The sequence below is a fragment of the Streptomyces mutomycini genome, assembly GCF_001700505.1.
In the GTDB taxonomy this organism is placed as follows: domain Bacteria; phylum Actinomycetota; class Actinomycetes; order Streptomycetales; family Streptomycetaceae; genus Streptomyces; species Streptomyces mutomycini.
The window spans coordinates 1-18,706 of record NZ_MAPV01000268.1 but is presented as its reverse complement, the minus strand read 5'-3'; the positions used below and the strand labels follow the sequence as shown (position 1 = coordinate 18,706).

Below are 18,706 nucleotides of genomic sequence, written 5' to 3'. Positions count from 1 at the left end.
GAGCAGGAAGGTCTCCTACGGACCCCTTCGTCTCTCACGAGACACAGGTGTCCGATTCACCCCATGTAGGTGGTTCCCCGGTTCCCTTGCGGAATTCGGCGCTGCGCACGGTGCCGTCTCTGGCGACGGCGGGTACAACCGCGCTGCGTTATCGAACGTTAATAGACACCCGGGTCCGATTCCAAGCCGTTCCGACAGATCGTTGACGGCCTTGGCCTGGACTTTAAGGGCTCAACCGGGCGCAATCGGTCGACTTGAGCAGCCCTCGGCCAGCCAATAGTTTCTGACGCTGCGTCAAATGTTATGCGGAGCGGGGTCTTTCGACTACCGACGGTCGCGACCGTTCATTCACTGTCCCGTCGCACGATCTTCACTGTCCTCCGCCGCTCCTGCTGCCCCCGTGCGGGACGGCCGACCGCGAGGAGCGCCAGGTCGTCCGTCGACCGGCCCCCGGTGTGCAGCCGTACGTCGTCGGTCAGCGCGGACAGCAGTTCGTCGGGCCCCGGGAAGAGCCGCCCGCGCAGCCGGGCCGCCGGGTCGTAGAAGACCCCCTTCGCGTCCCGCGCCTCGGTGAGCCCGTCGGTGAACGCCAGGAACATCGCCCCGGCCGGCAACGTCCACTCGTCCGACCTGTCCGGCTGTGCGCCCAGCCCCATCCCGAGCGGCAGCGCGGGCACCGTCGGCGCCAGTACCTCCAGCACCCCGTCCGCGTGCAGCAGGAGAGGCTCGGGGTGGCCGCGGTTGACCACCCGCAGCGTGTCCGAGCCGACCGGGATCTCCGCGAGGACAGCGGTGACGAAGCCCTCCATGGAGTCGAGCCCGCCCCGCCGCGAACTCTCACGGGCCAGCGCACGTTCCAGCCGCTGGGCAACCCCCTCCAGCGACATCTCCTGCTCGGCGGCCTCCCGGAACGCCCCGATGACGACGGCCACCGCTGCCACGGCGTCCAGCCCCTTGCCCCGTACGTCCCCGACTACCAGACGCACCCCGTAGGGCGTGTCCGCGACGGCGTACAGGTCGCCGCCGACGAACTCGTCCGCCTGGGCCGCCTCGTAACGCGCCGCGACCAGCAACCCGCCGATCCGGTCCTCGGGCGTCGGGAGCACCGCGCGCATCGCGGTCTCCGCGATGACCCTGGCCGAGGCCAGCTGCTCGTTCCCACGGCGTACGACGCTGTTGATGACGAGGGCGAGCACGGCGACCGTGACCAGGGTGAGCAGGTCCGTCACCGGCACGACCTTGGCGAGCACCCCGTCCGAGATCCGGATGGCGAGTACGAGGAGGACCGCGACCACCCCGACACGGACCGTTCCCGCCAGGGAGAAGAATGGTGCGGCGATCAGCGGGGCGGCGGCGAAGAGAGGAACAGCCGTCACCTGCGGCGGCGTAACGAGGTCGAAGACCACCCCGGCACAGAGCATCAGAGCGGGCAGCACACGCACGAACCGCCGGGAACGGGCGTTCCCGGCAGCGCCCCTCCGCCGTCCGTCCCGCTTCCCCACCTGTGCACTCCTGCCCGGTCCACCCACGGCTGCGCACGGTACCGCGCCCCACCCGGGCCGGCCGGAGCCGCGCCGAGCGGCGACTCGCCATCGGCCGAAGGGGGGAGCGCGCCGTAGTCCGCCCCCGGAGGTCAGCCGGAGAGCCGGTGCTGCGCGTAGATCACCAGTGCGTCGCGTACGAAGACGGCGGTTCCGTCTCCGTAGCGATCGTAGTTCCTCCCGAAGCGGGGATCGGCGACGTACATCTCTCAGTCCGCTCCACCACCGGCCGCTCCGCTCGCACGCCTCCCGGCCCCAGCGCTCGGTGACCTCCCGCTCGTGCGCCGTGCGGTCGAAACCGTCGAGCACTTCCTCGGCCCTGAGCAGTTCCCCTGCAGCAGAACGCGCCGGAGCCGGACAGTACGCGACGTCAAGGTCAAGCCGGGGCGAGCGCATACGACAAAGGCCCGGATCCTCGAAAGGATCCGGGCCTCTGTCTTTCAGTAGCGGGGACAGGATTTGAACCTGCGACCTCTGGGTTATGAGCCCAGCGAGCTACCGAGCTGCTCCACCCCGCGCCGTTGTGATTGCAACTCTAGCCCATTCAGGAGGGTGCTCCGACCACTTACGCCACCGACCCGCTCCCCCGGGCGCTCGCAGAATCCCTTCGGCATCCACGCGAGACGCCAACGCAGGCCACCTGCAGCACAGTTGCCGGGCACAGTGCCGTGCTCAGGGGTGTTGGCGCGCCCTCGATCCTGTGTCTGACCCGGCTGAAGTGCCTTCCGTCATGTCCACACCGCACAGACCTGCTCCGATCCGCCACGCCGTCACCCCGCACAGCAGGCATGACCCCGCGCCGCGATTGCGCGGTCCCCGGAGCGGCGGGACCCTGGATGAGCAAGCCTTTCGGTGTTCGGTCCCGTCTGCGCGGCATCCCCAAGGGTGCCGGTGTCGGTCGGCGAGCCTCACCCGCTGCGATGGTGCCAGGGGAGGCCGGGCGCGCGCGCACAAGGAGACGATCATGGACGGCGCCCTGCTGGAGACGATGAGGACCGCCCTGCGCGGCCCGGTCATCGGCCCGGACGACCAGGATTACGGGCAGGCCCGTGCGGTCTACAACGGCATGATCGACAAGAAACCGGCCGCGGTGGTCAAGTGCCGCGACACGGCGGACGTCATGGCCGCCGTCGCCTTCGTCCGTGAGCACGGCCTGGACGTGGCGGTCCGGGGCGGCGGTCACAGCGGTCCCGGTCTCGGCCTCTCCGACGGCGCCGTCACGCTGGACCTGTCCCCCATGAACGGCGTGCGGGTCGACCCGGCCACGCAGACCGCCCAGGCCGACGGCGGCGCGACGCTGGGGGATTTCGACCACGCCACCCACGCGTTCGGCCTCGCCACCCCGGCGGGGATCATGTCCACGACCGGCATCGGCGGTCTCACCCTCGGCGGCGGTCACGGCTACCTCACCCGCAAGTACGGCCTGTCGGTGGACAATCTGGTCTCCGCGGACGTGGTCCTGGCCGACGGCACCTTCGTCTCCGCGAACCCGAGTGAGCACGCCGACCTGTTCTGGGCGCTGCGCGGCGGCGGCGGGAACTTCGGCGTCGTCACGTCGTTCGACTTCGAGCTGCATCCCGTGGACACGGTGGGGGTCGCCATCACCTTGTGGCCCCTGGAGCTCTTCCACGACGTCATACGCTGGTACCGCGAGTTCCTGCCGCAGGCACCGGAGGACCTGTACGGCTTCTTCGCCTCGCTGAGCGTCCCGCCCGGCCCGCCCTTCCCCGAGGAGATCCACGGGCGGAAGATGTGCGGCGTCATCTGGTCCTCGACCGCGGACCCGGAGTCCCTCGGCGAGACCCTCGCCGTGGTGAACGAACCGGGCCCGCCCGCCTTCCACTTCACGACGCCCATGCCCTACCCGGCCCTGCAGAGCATGTTCGACGCGCTGATGCCGGCCGGACTCCAGTGGTACTGGCGCGGAGACTTCTTCGACCGGATCACGGATGACGCCGTCGACGTGCACGCCGGCTTCGCCGAGCAGCTCCCCACCGGCCTGTCGACCATGCACCTGTACCCGGTCGACGGAGCCGCCGCCCGGGTCGGCCCCGACGACACCGCCTGGGCCTATCGCGACGCCGTCTGGTCCGGGGTCATCGCCGGGATCGACCCCGACCCGGCCAACGCGGCGGCACTGCGGGAGTGGGCCGTCGGCTACTGGGAGGCACTGCACCCGCACTCCATGGGCGGCGGTTACGTGAACTTCCTCGGCACCGGCGAGTCCCAGGGCCGGGTCCGGGCCACCTACCGCGGCCACTACGACCGGCTCGCGGAGGCCAAGCGGACCTACGACCCGCACAACCTCTTCCACGCAAATCAGAACATCGAGCCCGCACCGCCGCACTGACCGTCACGCCGGGCCCGCAATTCCGGGGGAAAGCCGTGCTGGGAGGGTTACAGTCTGCATGCACAGTTCTGCAGCGCACCGCACCATGATCCGGACGCCCCCGGAGCGGCGCGACACCGGCGGCGGCATCTCGTAGCCGACCGGTCGGGACCAGTCCGGCATGTACCGCAGCGGCTCGGTCACGGGGCTCTCACCGCACACCTACGTACAGGACACCTGAGATGATCGACACGCCTGCCCGCACGAGCCAGCGGCACTCCGACGGCCCATCCGCGACCGTCACCGCCGACACGGGCACCGTGGCCCCCCGCCCCACGCCGCAGTACGCCAACCTGTTCATCGAGCCCGACCTGCCGCCGTTCACCGACGACGCCGAGTGACCTGGCGGCCTCGAAAGGGCTCCGGGTGACCGGCTTCCGGTGACCGGCACCGGGTGTCCGGCACGGGGTGACCCGCACGGCCGCGCGGTCGTTGGAAGACCATGCGCATCCGTATCGGTGTGGTCGTCCTCGCAGTGGTCCTGCTGATCGCCGCGTTCATCTCGAACGTCCCGTCCGAGGCCGAGACGGAGCTGGCCTGCCGCCGGGCCCTCGACAACACGTCGACGTGGACCAACCGGCCGGACATCTGCCTGGACGTGGCCGCGGAGACCTACCGGACGTTCCTCCTGATGTACCAACTGCGTGAAGAGGGCCTGGACTGAGGGCCCCGGCGGCCGCCGGGCCCCGGAATCCGGCCGGACGCGCCCGGTAGCCGGTACCCCCTGAGGTGCGGCGGTTCAAGAACCCCCGCCGCCGCCCCGGCAGTCCGTCAGCCCTGCTGTTCCTTCCACTCCGCCTGGGCCGCGTCGAGGTCCTCGGCGAACGCGTCGAGGAAGTCCTCGGCGCTCATCTTGCCGAGCAGCACCTTCTGGAAGCCCGACTCGCTGTCGGCCTTGGACAGGGTGTTCCAGTCCGGCAGGTAGTAGGGGAGCTGGACGATCTTGGTGTCGCCGGAGAACAACGCCTCCGCACCGAGCTTGGTGGTCTCGGCCTCGTCGAGCCAGGGGTCCTCGGCGGCCTCCTTGTTGGCAGGGATGAGGCCCGCGGACTCGCTGAACTTGGAGTTCGAGGCGTGGGAGGCCGCGAACTCGATGAACTTCCAGGCCGCCGCCTTGTTCTCGGACGACTTGAGCAGGCCGAGGCCGGAGACCGGGTTGGAGACCATCACCCGGGTGCCGTCGGCCAGTTCCGGCTGCGGGATCCCACGGAACTTGTCGACGCCGAGCGCACTCACATGGTCCTGGTAGGACCCCAGGTTGTGGTTGAGCATGGCGATGGCCCCGGAGTCGAACTGGGCGACCATCTTGGTGAAGTCGTTGTTGAGGTCGGCCTCCGGGGTGGCCTTCTTGTACAGGCCGACGTACTTCTCCAGCGCCGCGACGTTCTTCGGGTCGTTGACCGTGGTCTTCGTCTCCGAGTCGTCCCAGAAGGACTGGATGCCCGACTGCCCGTACATCGCGTCCAGGGCCTGGGCGATGGAGCCCGGGCCGCCACGGATGGTGTAGCCGAACTGGTTCTTCTGCTTGTCCGTCAGCTTCGCCGCGGCCTCGTAGAACTCGTCCCACGTGTCCGGCTCACCCAGCCCGGCCTTCTCGAACAGGTCAGTCCGGTAGTAGAGGACCCCGTTCGTGGCGGAGATCGGCACCGTGTACACCTCGTCCCGGCCCGCGGCGCTCCTCACGTTCTCGGTCATCGCCTCGTTGAGCTTGCCCTTGAGGGAGCTCGACGCGATCCGGTCGTCCAGCGGCTCCAGCGCGTCCTGCGCCGTGATCCCGGCGACCATGGCGGCACCCACGCCGCCGACGTCCGGCAGACCACCGCCCTGGATGGCCGTGTCGTACTTGGACTGCGCCTCGGTCGACGCGATGCCCACGTACTGCACGTCGATGTCCGGGTTCGCCTTCTCGAAGTCGGCGATGATCTCCTTCCAGATCGCCGTACGGACGCCGCCGTTCTCGTCCCAGAACACGATCTTCCCTGTGCCGGAGCCCTCGGCACCCTTCGCCCCGGTGGCGCCGCTGCCGTCGTCACCGCAGGCGGTGGCGGTGAGGGCCAGGGCGGAGACCAGGGATATCGCGGCGGCAAGACGGCTGTTGCGGGGCTTGATCATGGTCGGCTCTCTTCTCTGAGTGCTCAGCGGCGGGCGCCGTGCAACGGGGCGCGTCACCGCGTGAAGCCGTGCGGGTCGAGGTGCTTCGGGGTGGCGCGGGAGTCCGGCGGTCCTGCGGAGTCGGGGAAGGGGCGTGCCCGGCTCTCATATCGCGTCTCATATATGACATACGAAGGGCAACGCGACGAACGTAAGTCGGCCCACTGCCACGGTCAATGCCCGTGCACGAGAAAGTTCCCAAACGCCGGAGCGCCCCGGCCGGTCGAACCGGTCGGGGCGCTGCTGGGGTCGTACGGCCGGGCCGTACGGGGCGTGCTCTGTGGCCGCCGTCAGGCTTCGACCGCGACCTTGCCGGCCGCCGCGGGGCCGGTCCTGTCGCCGTCCGCGGCGGGGCGGACGAGGCCCGGAATGAAGGCGGCGACGGCGGCGGCGCCGAGGGCCACTCCGCAGCCGATCATCAGGCCGACACGGAAGCCGTCCTCGGAAGCGAGCGAGTAGCCGCCGAGGTTCATGGTCATCTGCGCCAGCACCACACCGATGACGGCCGACCCGATGGTGGTGCCCAGCGAGCGCATCAGGGTGTTGAAGCCGTTCGCCGCGGCGGTCTCCGAGAGCGGGACCGAGCTCATGATCAGGGCGGGCATCGCGCCGTAGGCGAGGCCGACGCCACTGTTGATGACGATCCCGACGATCATCAGGCCCCAGGCGGAGCCCATGAGGAACAGGGAGATGCCGTAGCCGAGGGAGATGACGAGCGCGCCGAGGACAAGGGCGATCTTGGGGCCGCGCGCGTTGATCAGCTTCCCGCCGAGCGGCGAGACGATCATCATCATCACACCGCCGGGGGCCATCCAGAGACCCGCCGCCAGCATCGACTGCCCGAGTCCGTACCCCGTCGCCTCGGGGAACTGGAGCAGCTGCGGCGCGATCAGCATGAAGGAGTACATGCCGACGCCGACCAGGATCGACGAGACGTTGGTCAGCAGGACGCGCGGGCGGGCGGTGGTGCGCAGGTCGACCAGCGGGTCACGGGTGCGCAGCTCGTAGTACCCCCAGGAGCCGAGGGCCACGACCGCTACGGCGAAGAGACCCAGCGTGGTGCCCGAAGCCCAGCCCCAGTCGGCGCCCTTGGAGATCGCCAGCAGGAGCGACACCAGGCCGATGGCGAGCCCGATCGCGCCGGGGGCGTCGAAGCGCTGTCCCTTGGCGCCGGCCGGGACGTCGGGGACGAAGGCCCAGATCAGCACGGCGATCATCACCGCGAGGACGGCGGAACCCCAGAACAGCACACGCCAGCTGGTGTATTCGGCGACTGCGGCTGAGATCGGCAGGCCGAGGGCGCCGCCGATGCCCATGGAGGCACTGACGAGGGCGATCGAACCGCTGAGCTTCTCGGCGGGCACCACGTCACGCAGCAGCGCGATACCCAGCGGCACCATGCCCATGCCCATGCCCTGGAGGCCGCGCCCGACGATCATCGGGACCACGGAGGAGGCCAGCGCGCACACGACCGAGCCGACGATCAGCGGCACCGCGCAGGCCAGCAGCATGCGGCGCTTGCCGAGGAGGTCACCGAGGCGGCCGGTCACCGGCACACACACGCCGGCGACCAGGAGAGTGACGGTGACCACCCAGGCCGCGTTCGAGGACGAGGTGTCCAGGATCCGCGGCAGCTCGGCGATGAGCGGAGTCACCAGCGTCTGCATGACCGCCGCGACGGTGCCCGCGAGCGCCAGCGTCGTGATCACGCCGCCTGCGCGGGCTGTGGGCTGGGGGGCGTCCATATCTCGGGTCCTCGGCTATCTGTTCGTCGGAGATTTGGCATCGTACACGCCTATTGCATTGTGCACATATTGTGGTCTATGCACTTCCTCGTAAACTTACGATGAAGTCACCACGCACGACGGCACGTACAGGAAGCAGGAGGTGCCCGCGCATGGACAGGGCAACGCAAGAGGTCGAGTACGAGCAGATGCTGCTCAGCCGCCACGGCCTGCTGACCCACAGAAAGGGACGCCGCAAGGACGGCCTTCTGGAGCGCAGCGCGTACGTCCTGCTCAGCCGCATCCGCGTCCAGGGCCCGATGTCTGTCGGAGAGCTCAGCGAAGCCTTCGACCTCGACGTCTCGACCCTCAACCGGCAGACCGCCGCGGTCCTTCGCGAGGGCTACGTGGAGCGCATCCCCGATCCCGACGGGGGCATGGCCCGCAAGTTCCGCATCACCGAGGAGGGTGCGAGGACCCTCGACGCGGAACGCGAGGGCATGGTCAGCTCCCTGGAGCGCGTCATGGCGGACTGGCCCGACGAGGACATCTCCGCCTTCGCCGGCTACCTGCGGCGCTTCAACTCCGACATCGAGCGCCTCGGCGGCCGCCCCTGGCCGCGGCCCTGAGCAGTGGGTCGCGGCCGGTCAGTCATCGGTCGCGGCCGGTCAGGCCCGGCGGGCGCGCGCAGTCAGGCCCGGCGGGCTTAGGGCGCGAGGCGATCGGTGAGCGCGACGAAGCGATCACGCAGCTCATCGGGGCACTCGACGACGAACGGCCGGTCGACCGAGGCATGTTCAGAGGCTATGGCGAACACACGACGGATTCTGTCCACTATCGGCTTCAGCCGGCGACGTACACGCCTTCGGCACGGCCGAGGAGAGCACCACGAACTTCGCCGGACGGCTGCCGCTCGACAGATCGTCCGGTAGTCAGAACGCCGCAGCCAGTGCGGCAAGTCCAGGCCCGCCGAGGTCGCCCAGCGCCACCCGCCGACGGGAGACGGCCAGGAGCAGTGACAGCGCCGGACCCCTCACCTCCGGACCTTCACCGATCGACACATCGGCGTCAGCGGCCACCAGCCGGACACGCGCCACGAGTTCCTTGGCCCCGCCGAAGGCGGCCGGAGTCCGGGCCTGCAGACGCAGCGATCTGACGACGGCCTCGCTCGGGTAGGAGTGGGCGAGCCCCGACGGCCGGCGGATGTCCTCGCCGTGCACGACCTCCTCGACGAGCCGGCTGTCGAGGGGCGCCGGCGGGGTCGACCTGCGCGACGCCACCTGCCGAAGCCGCGCCAGCGTCTCCTGCGGTGAGGCGCCACGTTCACGCTCGACACCACGGGCGTTCTGACGGTCGAAGTCGAACCGGGCCCTGGCGAGGCCGAGCACGAAGCCCAGGCGCGTCGTCCGAGCCGTGTCGACCAGGTGAGCGACCACGTCGTGCACGGTCCACCCCACGCAGAGGGACGGCGCCTCCCACTGCTGGGCATCGAGGCTTTCGAGGTCAGCGATGAGCGCCGCACGCTCCGCGTGGACCATCGACCAGACATCTTCCACGGCTTCCTCCATCGGCCGACTACAGGACCTGACGGGCAGACTCGCCGCGCCCCGGGAACTCATCGGCCCTGTTCGCAAGCAGCCTCCTGCCTCGGCCCCACCTCCAGCTGGCGGAAAGCATGTTGCACTGCACACCGGTGTGACTCGCATGGGCCCGGCGTGGCGATCAACAGGAGAGCGGTTGGTCACGGCTGCTGCGGCCGGCCGGCCGAGGCCTGCCCCGTGTCTGCGCCGGAGCTCACGTGGCGCTGCGTCTCCTGAGGGCCGTGCCAGTCCAGGCACATCACCGTGGCATCGTCTTCGAGCTGGCCGCCCGCGGCCTCCCGGACTGCGGACGACAGCGTCAGCACGGTCTCTCGAGGGTGCAGGGCGCGGGTCTGTTCCAGCAGGGCAGGGAGGTCGATGGCCTCCCCCTGACGTTCGAACATACCGTCGGTGAGCATGAGTATGCGGTCACCGGGGCGCAGGTCGATGTCCTGGACCCTGTAGCCGTGGGGTGCGACCACGGACAACCCGAAGGGCTGGTCGACTTCGCAGGGGATCTCCTCGACAGCCCCCTCGCGCATACGCAGCGGCCAGGGGTGACCGGCGTTGACGAGCTGTGCCTGCCCGGTATGGAGATTGATGCGCAGCAGTTGCCCGGTGGCGTGACCTTGGCCGTGGTCCACCAGCGCCTGATCGGCCCGGCGGGCCTGCTCGGCCAGACCCGTTCCGGCACGGCGGGCGCCCCGCAGGGCGGCCACCAGGACGGTGGCGGCGAGAGCAGCAGCGAGATCGTGGCCCATGGGGTCGGTCACCGACAAATGCAGGATGTCGCGGTCGAGGGCGTAGTCGAAGGTGTCTCCGCTGAGGTCTGCGGAAGGTTCCAGATTTCCGCACAGTGTGAACTGCGCGGCCTCACACGACAGTGACTGAGGCAGCAGCTGGTACTGGATCTCTGCCGCAAGGGTGGGAGGCCTGGTGCGTTTGCCCCACGTGTAGAGGTCGTGAAACGCCCGTTGGCGATCACGACGTAGGCCAGGACGTGGGCGGCTTCCCCGACTGCTTGCAGGACGCTCTCGTCGGGGTGGGCCGGCAGAATGATTTCCAGGAGACCGATCGCATCTCCTCGGTTGGTGACCGGAGTGATCACCCTGTGTCCCTCAGCGGTCGCTTCTTGATACATCCGCTGGGTGCGAATCACCTGGTCGTAAACGCTGCCGGGCATGGGGATGCGTTCCACTTCTCGGCCGACATTCGTGGCAGCGGTGGTGGAAAGTCGCGCCACCGCCCTGCCGGTCAGGTCCACGATCAAGAACGAGACCTGTGTGGCCTCGAAACGCCGCCGCAGATCCTCCGCGAACACATCGACGGCCTCCACCGGTGCCGCTGTTTCCGCCGCCGTCAGCAACTGGGGAAGGCCGTTCGGCACAGGCGCCATGGCCACGGCCCCTTCCTCGAGTATCAGGACGCACACGGCGAAGACCGGGCGCTCCGGCGGACCGCCGGTCGATGTCGGGAGCTCACCGGTGCGCCAGCTGCTTCTGGCATCGGTCCGGATGCGTCAGGTCATCACCTGTTTCTCGCATCTGCTCGCTCCGCACTCTCCATGCTGGCCCCAACCAGATGGTTTGTCCTGCGAGGGCGTAGAGGTCTGCTGATACGCGCTGGCAGGCGATGCCCCATACCTGGAGGCCCTGTGCACAGCTCCAGCCGTTCGCGCCTCCGCCACCTGACGTTGTGATCGCGGCCCGCGCTCCTCTCGACGCTGGAGCCCGGTACGCCCATGTCCTGCCGACTTGGCCCGAGGGTTTTCTCGAGTCGCCTTCTCACCGTTGGTCGCAGCCACCAGCGCGACTACGGCCCCGTCGATACCGTCCTGGTCATTCAGTCCCGACGAGTCGGTGCAGGTGTCGCCGCCTTCGGCGGACCACTGGCGGGCCGGCTGCCCTGACTAGGACTCGTGTGCGTCAAGCTCTCCGAGACGGGCAGTCGACCTGAGTCCCCCTCAGCCCTTATTGCGGGCCGCCCGCGCCTCTCTCCTCCTGGGCGACACCTTCTTCTCGGCCGACTCGGCTGCCGCTTTACGCTCCATCGCCTTCCTGGCCGGGGGATTCTTCGGCCCCGGCTTCCTGTCAGTGGGTTTCTCAGCTCTCGTCCTCTTCGCAGGGTGACGACGGGAGGGACGCGATGGTTCGGGCTCCTCGTCCTCCTCCACCTCCTCTTCGTCCGCCGGCTCTTCCTCCTCCTCTTCCAAGTCCTCGTCGTACCCCGGCCCTTCTTCCTCCTGATCCTCCAGCCCTTCTCCCTCGTCTTCCGCGTATGAGTCCTCGGCGTCCTCGTCCTCCACTTCTCCGTCCGGCGCGCCGGTCAGGGAAAGCATCCGTTGCTGGAGGCCCTCGCTCAGGGACGCGATACCCCGGTTGGTCACCTCGGACAAGGCATCTCGCCCAGAGGTCAACAGCTCTCCGCGGACTTGCTCGCTGAGCTGGGCGAACTGCGGATTCTCGGAGAGCCTCTTGAGTCCCCCGTCGATCAGAGTCTTGGGTTCGAGCGATTTACCGGCAGCAACGGCAAGGACGCTCAGGGCGAGCTTCCCCTGCCTCGTCCTGCCAATGACGTATCCGGCAGCGAGTGCAGCCACGAGAGCGGCTCTGGTGGTGGTGTCCATAACGGTGCGCCTCACACGGTTGCGATCGGCGACGGTCGGGCAACAGCGCTCAGACCCGGGAGTTTCGCTCGTGTACCCGCCGATCGGCGGCCCCACTTCCAATTGTGCGCGGGATGTGTACGGGCGCCACACAGGGAGCCGCCCGCTGAACGGCGGGGAAGCCCAAGGACGATCGACGGCCGACTGCTGGGCATGCATGCTCAGGCCAGCGGCTGGCATTCCCGGTAGTCCCCGCAGAACCGCGCCAGTAGCGCCTGCTGTCGGACCTTCCGCTCACGCATAAGCCCCGAAACGACGGAGCGCCCCGGCCGGCCGAAGCCGGTCGAGGCGCTGAGTCGCAGGTCAGAGGCAGTTTCCCCTCCCTGCACCAGGTAGGCCGTGTGGGACTCGAACCCACAACCAACGGATTAAAAGTCCGCTGCTCTGACCAATTGAGCTAACGGCCCCTGATGGATCACCCCCGAGCATAGCTTCCCCGGGCCCGGCAGCCGATCGGGTATCGGGTGCCGGGCCCTGTCGGAACCGGTCGGGCCAGGTCAGTCCGAGGATTCGGCCCTGCTCGTGCGCTTGTGATCCGGGACGGCCGGCTTGAGGAACCAGTGGCGGGCCGACACCAGCCACCAGACGGCCGCGAAGCCGAGCACCACCAGGACTGCCAGGGGCGCGTAGTTGAAGCTCTCCCAGGTCACCGGGGACACCTGGGGCAGCATGAAGAGCACCGTGATCACCCCGACCCAGGTCACCGCGACGATCCCGATGGGCCGGGACCAGCGTCCCAGGTGCCAGGGGCCCCGGACGAAGTCGTCGCCCCGCAGCAGCCTGAGCAGGGTCGGGATGACGTAGGCGATGTAGAGGCCGATGACCGCGATGGACGTCACGGCGGCGTATGCGGTCACGTTGATCAGGTACGGGAGCCCGAGGGCCAGGGCGCCCAGCGCGGCCAGCCAGACGGCCGCGACGGGGGTACGGGTGCGGGGGCTGACCGTGTGCCAGACGCGGGAGAAGGGCAGTGCCCCGTCGCGCGAGAAGGCATAGATCATGCGGCTGTTGGCGGTCACCGACGCCATCCCGCAGAACAGCTGCGCGCCGATCACGACGAGCAGCAGGAGCTTGCCCGTGGTGGCCCCCAGCGCGTCCAGGAGGATCTGCGCCGGCGGGGCTCCCGTCGGGGAGTTCAGGGCGCCGTCGTAGGACTGGATGGCGAAGGTGAAGCCCAGCAGGAGCACGAACCCGGCGATCCAGGACGTCCAGATGGACTGCACGATGCCGCGCGGTCCCGCCACGGCCGCGTCGTGGGTCTCCTCCGTCATGTGGGCGGAGGCGTCGTAGCCGGTGAAGGTGTACTGCGCCATCAGCAGGCCGATCATCACGACGTAGAAGCCGCTGCCCCAGCCGGTGTTGTTGACGAACTCGGTGAAGACGTACGACGCCGACTGGTGCGAGTCCGGTACGAAGGTGAGCGCGCCCACGATGACGGCGACCCCGACCACGTGCCACCACACGCTGACGTTGTTGAGGACGGCGACGATGCCCACGCCGAAGGTGTTCAGCAGGCCGTGCAGGATCAGGATCGCCGCGAAGAGCAGGATCGTACGGCCGGGTGTGACCTCGAAGCCGAACTGGAGGTTCAGATAGGCCCCGAGGAAGGACGCGGCCCCGAAGTCGATGCCGGCGGTGACGGCGACCTGGCCGAGCACGTTGAACCAGCCGGCGAACCACGCCCAGGCCGCGGCCGAGCGGGGCGGGGCGAGCCGGTGGGCCCAGAAGTACAGGCCCGCGGACGTCGGGTACGCCGAACAGATCTCGGCCATCGCCAGACCGACGAACAGTGTCATCAGCCCGACGCCGACCCATCCCCAGGTGATGACGGCGGGCCCGCCGGTGTTCATGCCGAACAGATACAGCGTCAGGCAGCCGGACAGCACCGAGATGATCGTGAACGAGACGGCGTAGTTGGAGAAGGCGGACATCCGGCGGGCGAGCACCTGGGTGTAGCCGAGTTCGGCCAGCCGTTCCTCGTCGGAGAGTGCGGCCGGAGGGGTCTCGAGAGCATCGGGTGGCGGCTCGGCGGCCACCGCTTCGTCGTTTGTCATGCCCCCAGCGATGCCCTCGGGGGCTCGCCGGAAACGCCGCAGGGCCCGTACGGCACCGAAGTGCCGTACGGGCCCTGCGAATCAGGCGGTCAGCGACGGTCAGCCGTTGCGCTTCCAGCGCGGCTTGTCGTCGCGGCGGCCGAAGGTGCCGGTGCCGGTACCCGTGCCGGTGCCACCGCGGTGGTCGTCACGACGGCCGGTCGGGCGGTCGGTGCCACCGGAGCGGAAGCCGCCCGAGGGACGGTCGTCACGACGGTCGCGGTTGAACGGACGGTCGCTTCCGCCGGAGCGGAAGCCGCCCGAGGGGCGCTCGTCACGACGGTCGCGGTTGAACGCCGGACGGTCGTTGTCACGACGCTCGAACGAACGGCCACCACGGTCGCCGCCACGGTCGTCACGACGGTCGCCACCGGCGCGGAAGCCACCGGACGGACGGTCGTCACGACGCTCGCCGCCGCCGGAGCGGAAGCCGCCCGAGGGGCGCTCGTCACGACGGTCGCGGTTGAACGCCGGACGGTCGTTGTCACGACGCTCGAACGAACGGCCACCACGGTCGCCGCCACGGTCGTCACGACGGTCGCCACCGGCGCGGAAGCCACCGGACGGACGGTCGCTGCTGCCGCGGAACGACGGACGGTCGTTGCTGCCGCGGTAGCCGGTCCCGCCGGAGGGGCGGCCACTGCGCTCGCCGGTACGGTCGTTGCCGCCGCGGTATCCGCCACGGTCGCCACCGCGGTCGTCACGGCGGCCGTAGTTGCCCCGGTCGTCGCGACGGTCCTCGCGGACGGCCGGCTGCTGCTCGGGGACGGACACGGCTGCGACGAGCGCGGCCTCGGCCTCGGCGGCCACCTCGGCCACCGCCGCCTCCGGGTCGTCGCCCCGCTCGCGGGCGGCACGGGCGACCAGGCGGTCGGCCTCCTCGCGCAGCTCGACGGCACGGCGCTGGACCCGCTCCAGCTGCTTGGTGAGGTCGGCGGCCTCGCGCTCGGCCTGCTTGGCCGCGTTGTTCGCGGAGTCGGCCTGGACCTCGGTCAGCGAACGGGCACCGGTGATCTCGGCGACCTCGGGCTCGAAGACGCCCGCGCCCTGCACGATGTGGCGCGAGGCGTCGACGCCCGCGTCCTCCATGAGGCGGAAGATCTGACGGCGCTGGTGCGGAAGCGCCAGCGACACGACGACACCGGACTTGCCGGCACGGGCGGTACGGCCCGAGCGGTGCAGGTAGTCCTTGTGGTCGCCGGCCGGGTCCACGTTCAGGACGAGGTCGATGCCGTCGACGTGGATGCCGCGGGCGGCGACGTCGGTGGCGACGAGGGCGTTGACGTAGCCCTTCTTGAAGTCCTCGAGGACGCGGGTACGGGCGCCCTGCGTCATGCCGCCGTGCAGCGCGTCGGCCTTCACACCGGACTCGATGAGCTGCTCGGCGATGCGGTCGGCGCCCAGCTGGGTGCGGACGAAGATGATCGTGCGGCCCTTGCGGGCGGCGATCGCGGCCGTGACCGGCGCCTTGTCCTTCGGCTTCACGACGAGGACGTGGTGCGACATGGTCGAGACGTTGCCCTGGGCGCTGTCGACCTCGTGGGTGACCGGGTTGGTCAGGTAGCGCTTGACGAGCGTGCCGATCTCGTTCTCCATCGTGGCGGAGAAGAGCATGCGCTGGCCGCCACCGGGGATCTGGTCGAGCAGCTCGGTGACCTCGGGCAGGAAGCCCAGGTCCGACATCTGGTCGGCCTCGTCGAGAACCGCGACCTGGACGTTCGCCAGGGAGCAGGCGCCACGGTTGATGATGTCGCGCAGCCGGCCCGGGGTGGCGACGAGGACGTCGACACCGCGCTCCAGCGCGTAGATCTGGTTGCTCATCGACGTACCGCCGCAGACGACCTTCATCTTCAGGCCGAGCACGTCGCCGTAGGGCTGCAGCGCGTCCGCGACCTGCATCGCGAGCTCACGGGTGGGCGTGAGGATGATCGCGCGGGGCTTCTTCTTCTCGGTGTGACCGCCGGCCAGCGCGGCCAGGGTCGGCAGACCGAAGGAGAGCGTCTTGCCGGAGCCGGTACGGCCACGGCCGAGGATGTCCTTGCCGGCCAGGGCGTCCGGAATGGTCGCGGCCTGGATCGGGAAGGGGGCCGTCACACCGTTCTGCGCGAGCTTGCGGACGATGCCGTCGGGCAGTCCGAGCGAGGCGAACGTGATGCTGGGCTCGGCGTCCTCGGCGGTCTCCTCGGAGGCGGCCTCCTCGGAGAGCTCCGCTACGGGAACCTCCTCGACGGGGCTCTCGGCGACCGGGGTCTCGTCGGCTGCTGCGGGGGCCTGGGCCACCACGGCCTCGGCGGCCTGGACGACCTCGATGTTCTCGACGTCGTTCTCGGGCATGACGGTGTGGTCAGAACTGGAAATTGACATGCGAAATGCGAAACCTTCCGGAGTCTCGGCACGCGCCCGTAACTCCGTGTTTTCGCAATTTCGACCGCCTCAATGCGGTCCAGCCACGGCAAGGGAGAGTACGCGCCACACGGCGCTCTTCTGTGTCGGCGCCGGGCATAGGATCAAACGATCTACTACCATACGCACCCTCCCCCCATTCGCGCAAACCGGGTCGGCCGCGAACCGGCTCACACGGGCGCGACCTGCGGTGATACCCGCGGAGTCGGCCCCACCTCGGCCCGCCCCGGCGCCCTCATGGAACCGGTACGGAACTGCGCGGCGGCCGGCGACGCGGAGGGCGGGTCCGGCGGCGGCGAGGGCTCCGGGTCGGGCGAGGACCCGGGCTCCTCGGGGGTGACCGGCACAGGGGGCGGCTCACCCGGACCGGGAGCGCTGGGCTCCGCGGTGGGCAGCGGACCACCCCGGGTCGGTTCCGGGGTGCCGGGGGCGCCGGGCACCGGGCGGGCCTTCTCGGGGCCGTCCGAGGGAACCCGGCCGGAGGGCTTGCCGTCCGGCTTCCGGGAGGCGCCCCGGTCCCGGTCGGACTGCGCCTCGGCACGGCCCGCGCCGGAGCCCGACCGGCTGGTCCCGGGCACGGTGCCGCCGTCCGGGAGGGCCGACGCACCCTTCTGGCCGGCGGACCTCGAAGGCGAGGGCTTCCCGGCGTCGTCTCCGACGCTCACACAGCCTGTGGACGCGGCGATCGTCAGCGCGGTGACGGCTGCCCAGCGGACGCGGGCGGACAACTGGCGCACGGGGTGGCACCTCCGGGGAGGAGAGAGACGGCGGGACGGGAGAGCGATGTGTCCAACTCCCCTGCCCCTGCCGGGGACACGCCCGGACACAACACCCGCACACGCCCCGCCCGGCCGGACCCCGCCGCGCGGAGCCTCAGAAGCCCCCCGCCAGTTCCGCGCCGAGGAACACCGCCCCGAGCCCCACCAGCAGGGACACCACCACATTGGCCCCCGCCAGGAAGCCACGGCCCGTCTCGGCCAGCCGCAGGGTCTCGTACGAGAACGTCGAGTACGTCGTCAGCGCCCCGCACAGGCCGGTCCCGAGAAGCGCGTGGAGGGGGGTGGACACCGTCGCTCCCGTGAGCACCCCGAGCACCAGGCTGCCCGCCGCGTTGACGGTGAAGGTCCCCCACGGGAAGACGTACGGCAGCCCGGCGCCGTGCCGGGCCTGCACCGCACGGTCCGTCAGATAGCGCAGCGGCGCGCCGACGGCACCCCCGAGCGCGACCAGCAGCCAGCTCACGACGCCCGCCGCCCGTCCAGCAGTGCCCGGGTGGACACGGCACCCGCCCACACCGCGCCGAGCGCCGCGACGGCCGTCGCGGCCGCGTACGCCATCGCCGTCGCCACTTCCTGACGCACCAGCAGCTTCGACACGTCTGCGGCGTAGGTCGAGAACGTGGTGAACCCGCCGAGCACCCCGACCCCCAGGAACGGCCGCACCAGCGGATGCGCCGCCCCGTCCCGCTCCGCGAGCAGCACCATCAGAACGCCGATCAGGGCGCAGCCCGTCACGTTGACCCCGAAGACGGTCCAGGGGAACGCCCCTTCGGCGACCGGCCAGGCCAGGGAGGCCGCGTACCGTGCCGTGGCCCCCAGGGCGCCACCCGCGGCGATCACGGCGAGGACCCGCCACCGGCCGGCCCCCGCGGTCTCGGCGCGCTGCGCCGGTACGGAGAGATCGACGTCCGGGTCGACGGACGGCCGGCCCGGCGGCGGCTCCCGGGTACTCACCCGTACCCCAGCTCGTGCAGCCGCTCGTCGTCGATGCCGAAGTGGTGGGCGATCTCGTGGACCACGGTGATCTCCGTCTCGGCGACCACGTCCTCGCGGGTCTCGCACATCCGCAGCGTCGGCCCTCGGTAGATGGTGATCCGGTCCGGCAGCACCCCCGCGTACCACTCGCCGCGCTCGGTGAGCGGTGTGCCCTCGTAGAGGCCCAGCAGCTCCCGGTCCTCGGGGTCCTCCGGCTCCTCCTCCACGAACACCGCGACGTTGTCCATCAGCCGCATCAGCTCCGGCGGGACCCGGTCAAGAGCCAGACTCACCAGCTCTTCGAACTCCTCGCGCGTCATCTCCAGCACCCCGCCATTGTCACGTACACAGGGGAGGAACGGGCAGCCCGGGCGTCCGCCCCGGCCACCCTCCCGGCCCACACCTC

The 18,706-nt window shown here is 70.0% G+C and carries 15 protein-coding genes, 2 tRNA genes, 2 pseudogenes and 1 riboswitch; of the genes and pseudogenes, 4 read left to right on the top strand and 15 right to left on the bottom strand.

Annotation, left to right across the window (positions count from 1 at the left end):
* Nucleotides 1-111, bottom strand: a riboswitch (cyclic di-AMP (ydaO/yuaA leader). This riboswitch is flagged as partial in the annotation.
* 233 nt (nucleotides 112-344) lie between these two features.
* From BFF76_RS29100 to BFF76_RS29095, 3 genes and pseudogenes are all read right to left on the bottom strand, one after another.
* Nucleotides 345-1,502, bottom strand: a complete 1,158-nt coding sequence (locus BFF76_RS29100; protein WP_031097417.1) for a PP2C family protein-serine/threonine phosphatase — start codon at nucleotides 1,500-1,502, stop codon at nucleotides 345-347.
* 131 nt (nucleotides 1,503-1,633) lie between these two features.
* A pseudogene (locus BFF76_RS32545) lies at nucleotides 1,634-1,886 on the bottom strand (TipAS antibiotic-recognition domain-containing protein); the annotation flags it as partial.
* 99 nt (nucleotides 1,887-1,985) lie between these two features.
* Nucleotides 1,986-2,059: transfer RNA gene (locus tag BFF76_RS29095), tRNA-Met, on the bottom strand.
* A 446-nt stretch (nucleotides 2,060-2,505) separates the two neighbouring features.
* On the opposite strand from BFF76_RS29095, the gene BFF76_RS29090 reads away from it, so the two are divergent.
* The 3 genes from BFF76_RS29090 to BFF76_RS29085 all read left to right on the top strand — a co-directional run bounded on the left by BFF76_RS29090 (nucleotide 2,506) and on the right by BFF76_RS29085 (nucleotide 4,594).
* On the top strand, nucleotides 2,506-3,891 hold the full coding sequence (locus tag BFF76_RS29090; RefSeq protein WP_031097414.1) for an FAD-binding oxidoreductase: 1,386 nt from the start codon (nucleotides 2,506-2,508) through the stop codon (nucleotides 3,889-3,891).
* Nucleotides 3,892-4,112: 221 nt separating this feature from the next.
* Complete coding sequence (locus BFF76_RS33145) at nucleotides 4,113-4,271, top strand: hypothetical protein (RefSeq protein ID WP_167359538.1); 159 nt, start codon at nucleotides 4,113-4,115, stop codon at nucleotides 4,269-4,271.
* A 101-nt stretch (nucleotides 4,272-4,372) separates the two neighbouring features.
* Nucleotides 4,373-4,594, top strand: a complete 222-nt coding sequence (locus tag BFF76_RS29085) for a hypothetical protein (RefSeq protein ID WP_031097412.1) — start codon at nucleotides 4,373-4,375, stop codon at nucleotides 4,592-4,594.
* A gap of 107 nt (nucleotides 4,595-4,701) precedes the next feature.
* Here BFF76_RS29085 and BFF76_RS29080 read toward each other — a convergent pair whose 3' ends face one another.
* Together BFF76_RS29080 and BFF76_RS29075 are read right to left on the bottom strand one after the other, a co-directional pair.
* Nucleotides 4,702-6,042, bottom strand: a complete 1,341-nt coding sequence (locus tag BFF76_RS29080; RefSeq protein ID WP_031097410.1) for an ABC transporter substrate-binding protein — start codon at nucleotides 6,040-6,042, stop codon at nucleotides 4,702-4,704.
* 329 nt (nucleotides 6,043-6,371) lie between these two features.
* Complete coding sequence (locus BFF76_RS29075) at nucleotides 6,372-7,826, bottom strand: MFS transporter (RefSeq protein WP_053929633.1); 1,455 nt, start codon at nucleotides 7,824-7,826, stop codon at nucleotides 6,372-6,374.
* A gap of 152 nt (nucleotides 7,827-7,978) precedes the next feature.
* Here BFF76_RS29075 and BFF76_RS29070 point away from each other — a divergent pair, with 152 nt between their 5' ends.
* Nucleotides 7,979-8,434 (top strand): MarR family winged helix-turn-helix transcriptional regulator, encoded by a 456-nt coding sequence (locus tag BFF76_RS29070; protein ID WP_031097407.1) that lies wholly within the window; start codon nucleotides 7,979-7,981, stop codon nucleotides 8,432-8,434.
* 303 nt (nucleotides 8,435-8,737) lie between these two features.
* Here the strand turns inward: BFF76_RS29070 and BFF76_RS29065 are convergent, their stop codons facing one another.
* The 10 genes and pseudogenes from BFF76_RS29065 to BFF76_RS29020 all read right to left on the bottom strand — a co-directional run bounded on the left by BFF76_RS29065 (nucleotide 8,738) and on the right by BFF76_RS29020 (nucleotide 18,629).
* On the bottom strand, nucleotides 8,738-9,373 hold the full coding sequence (locus BFF76_RS29065; RefSeq protein ID WP_199831518.1) for a maleylpyruvate isomerase family mycothiol-dependent enzyme: 636 nt from the start codon (nucleotides 9,371-9,373) through the stop codon (nucleotides 8,738-8,740).
* 173 nt (nucleotides 9,374-9,546) lie between these two features.
* Nucleotides 9,547-10,781, bottom strand: a pseudogene (locus tag BFF76_RS29060) (PP2C family protein-serine/threonine phosphatase).
* 567 nt (nucleotides 10,782-11,348) lie between these two features.
* A complete protein-coding gene (locus tag BFF76_RS32780; RefSeq protein WP_065849416.1) occupies nucleotides 11,349-12,011 on the bottom strand; it encodes a hypothetical protein in 663 nt (220 codons plus the stop codon).
* Nucleotides 12,012-12,383: 372 nt separating this feature from the next.
* A tRNA-Lys gene (locus tag BFF76_RS29050) sits at nucleotides 12,384-12,457 on the bottom strand.
* Between the two features lie 90 nt (nucleotides 12,458-12,547).
* Nucleotides 12,548-14,104, bottom strand: a complete 1,557-nt coding sequence (locus BFF76_RS29045) for an amino acid permease (protein ID WP_234351820.1) — start codon at nucleotides 14,102-14,104, stop codon at nucleotides 12,548-12,550.
* A 99-nt stretch (nucleotides 14,105-14,203) separates the two neighbouring features.
* Nucleotides 14,204-16,477 carry a DEAD/DEAH box helicase gene (locus BFF76_RS29040; RefSeq protein ID WP_065849415.1) on the bottom strand — a complete coding sequence of 758 codons (2,274 nt, stop codon included), beginning with the start codon at nucleotides 16,475-16,477 and terminating at the stop codon, nucleotides 14,204-14,206.
* A gap of 239 nt (nucleotides 16,478-16,716) precedes the next feature.
* On the bottom strand, nucleotides 16,717-17,283 hold the full coding sequence (locus tag BFF76_RS29035; RefSeq protein WP_031097384.1) for a hypothetical protein: 567 nt from the start codon (nucleotides 17,281-17,283) through the stop codon (nucleotides 16,717-16,719).
* A 136-nt stretch (nucleotides 17,284-17,419) separates the two neighbouring features.
* Nucleotides 17,420-17,788, bottom strand: coding sequence for a fluoride efflux transporter FluC (locus tag BFF76_RS29030; protein WP_031097383.1), 369 nt, complete (start codon nucleotides 17,786-17,788; stop codon nucleotides 17,420-17,422).
* Complete coding sequence (locus BFF76_RS29025) at nucleotides 17,785-18,279, bottom strand: FluC/FEX family fluoride channel (RefSeq protein WP_053929628.1); 495 nt, start codon at nucleotides 18,277-18,279, stop codon at nucleotides 17,785-17,787. Before BFF76_RS29025 ends, BFF76_RS29030 begins: the two co-directional genes overlap by 4 nt.
* Complete coding sequence (locus BFF76_RS29020; RefSeq protein WP_015578045.1) at nucleotides 18,276-18,629, bottom strand: metallopeptidase family protein; 354 nt, start codon at nucleotides 18,627-18,629, stop codon at nucleotides 18,276-18,278. Before BFF76_RS29020 ends, BFF76_RS29025 begins: the two co-directional genes overlap by 4 nt.
* Between the last annotated feature and the right edge of the window lie 77 nt (nucleotides 18,630-18,706).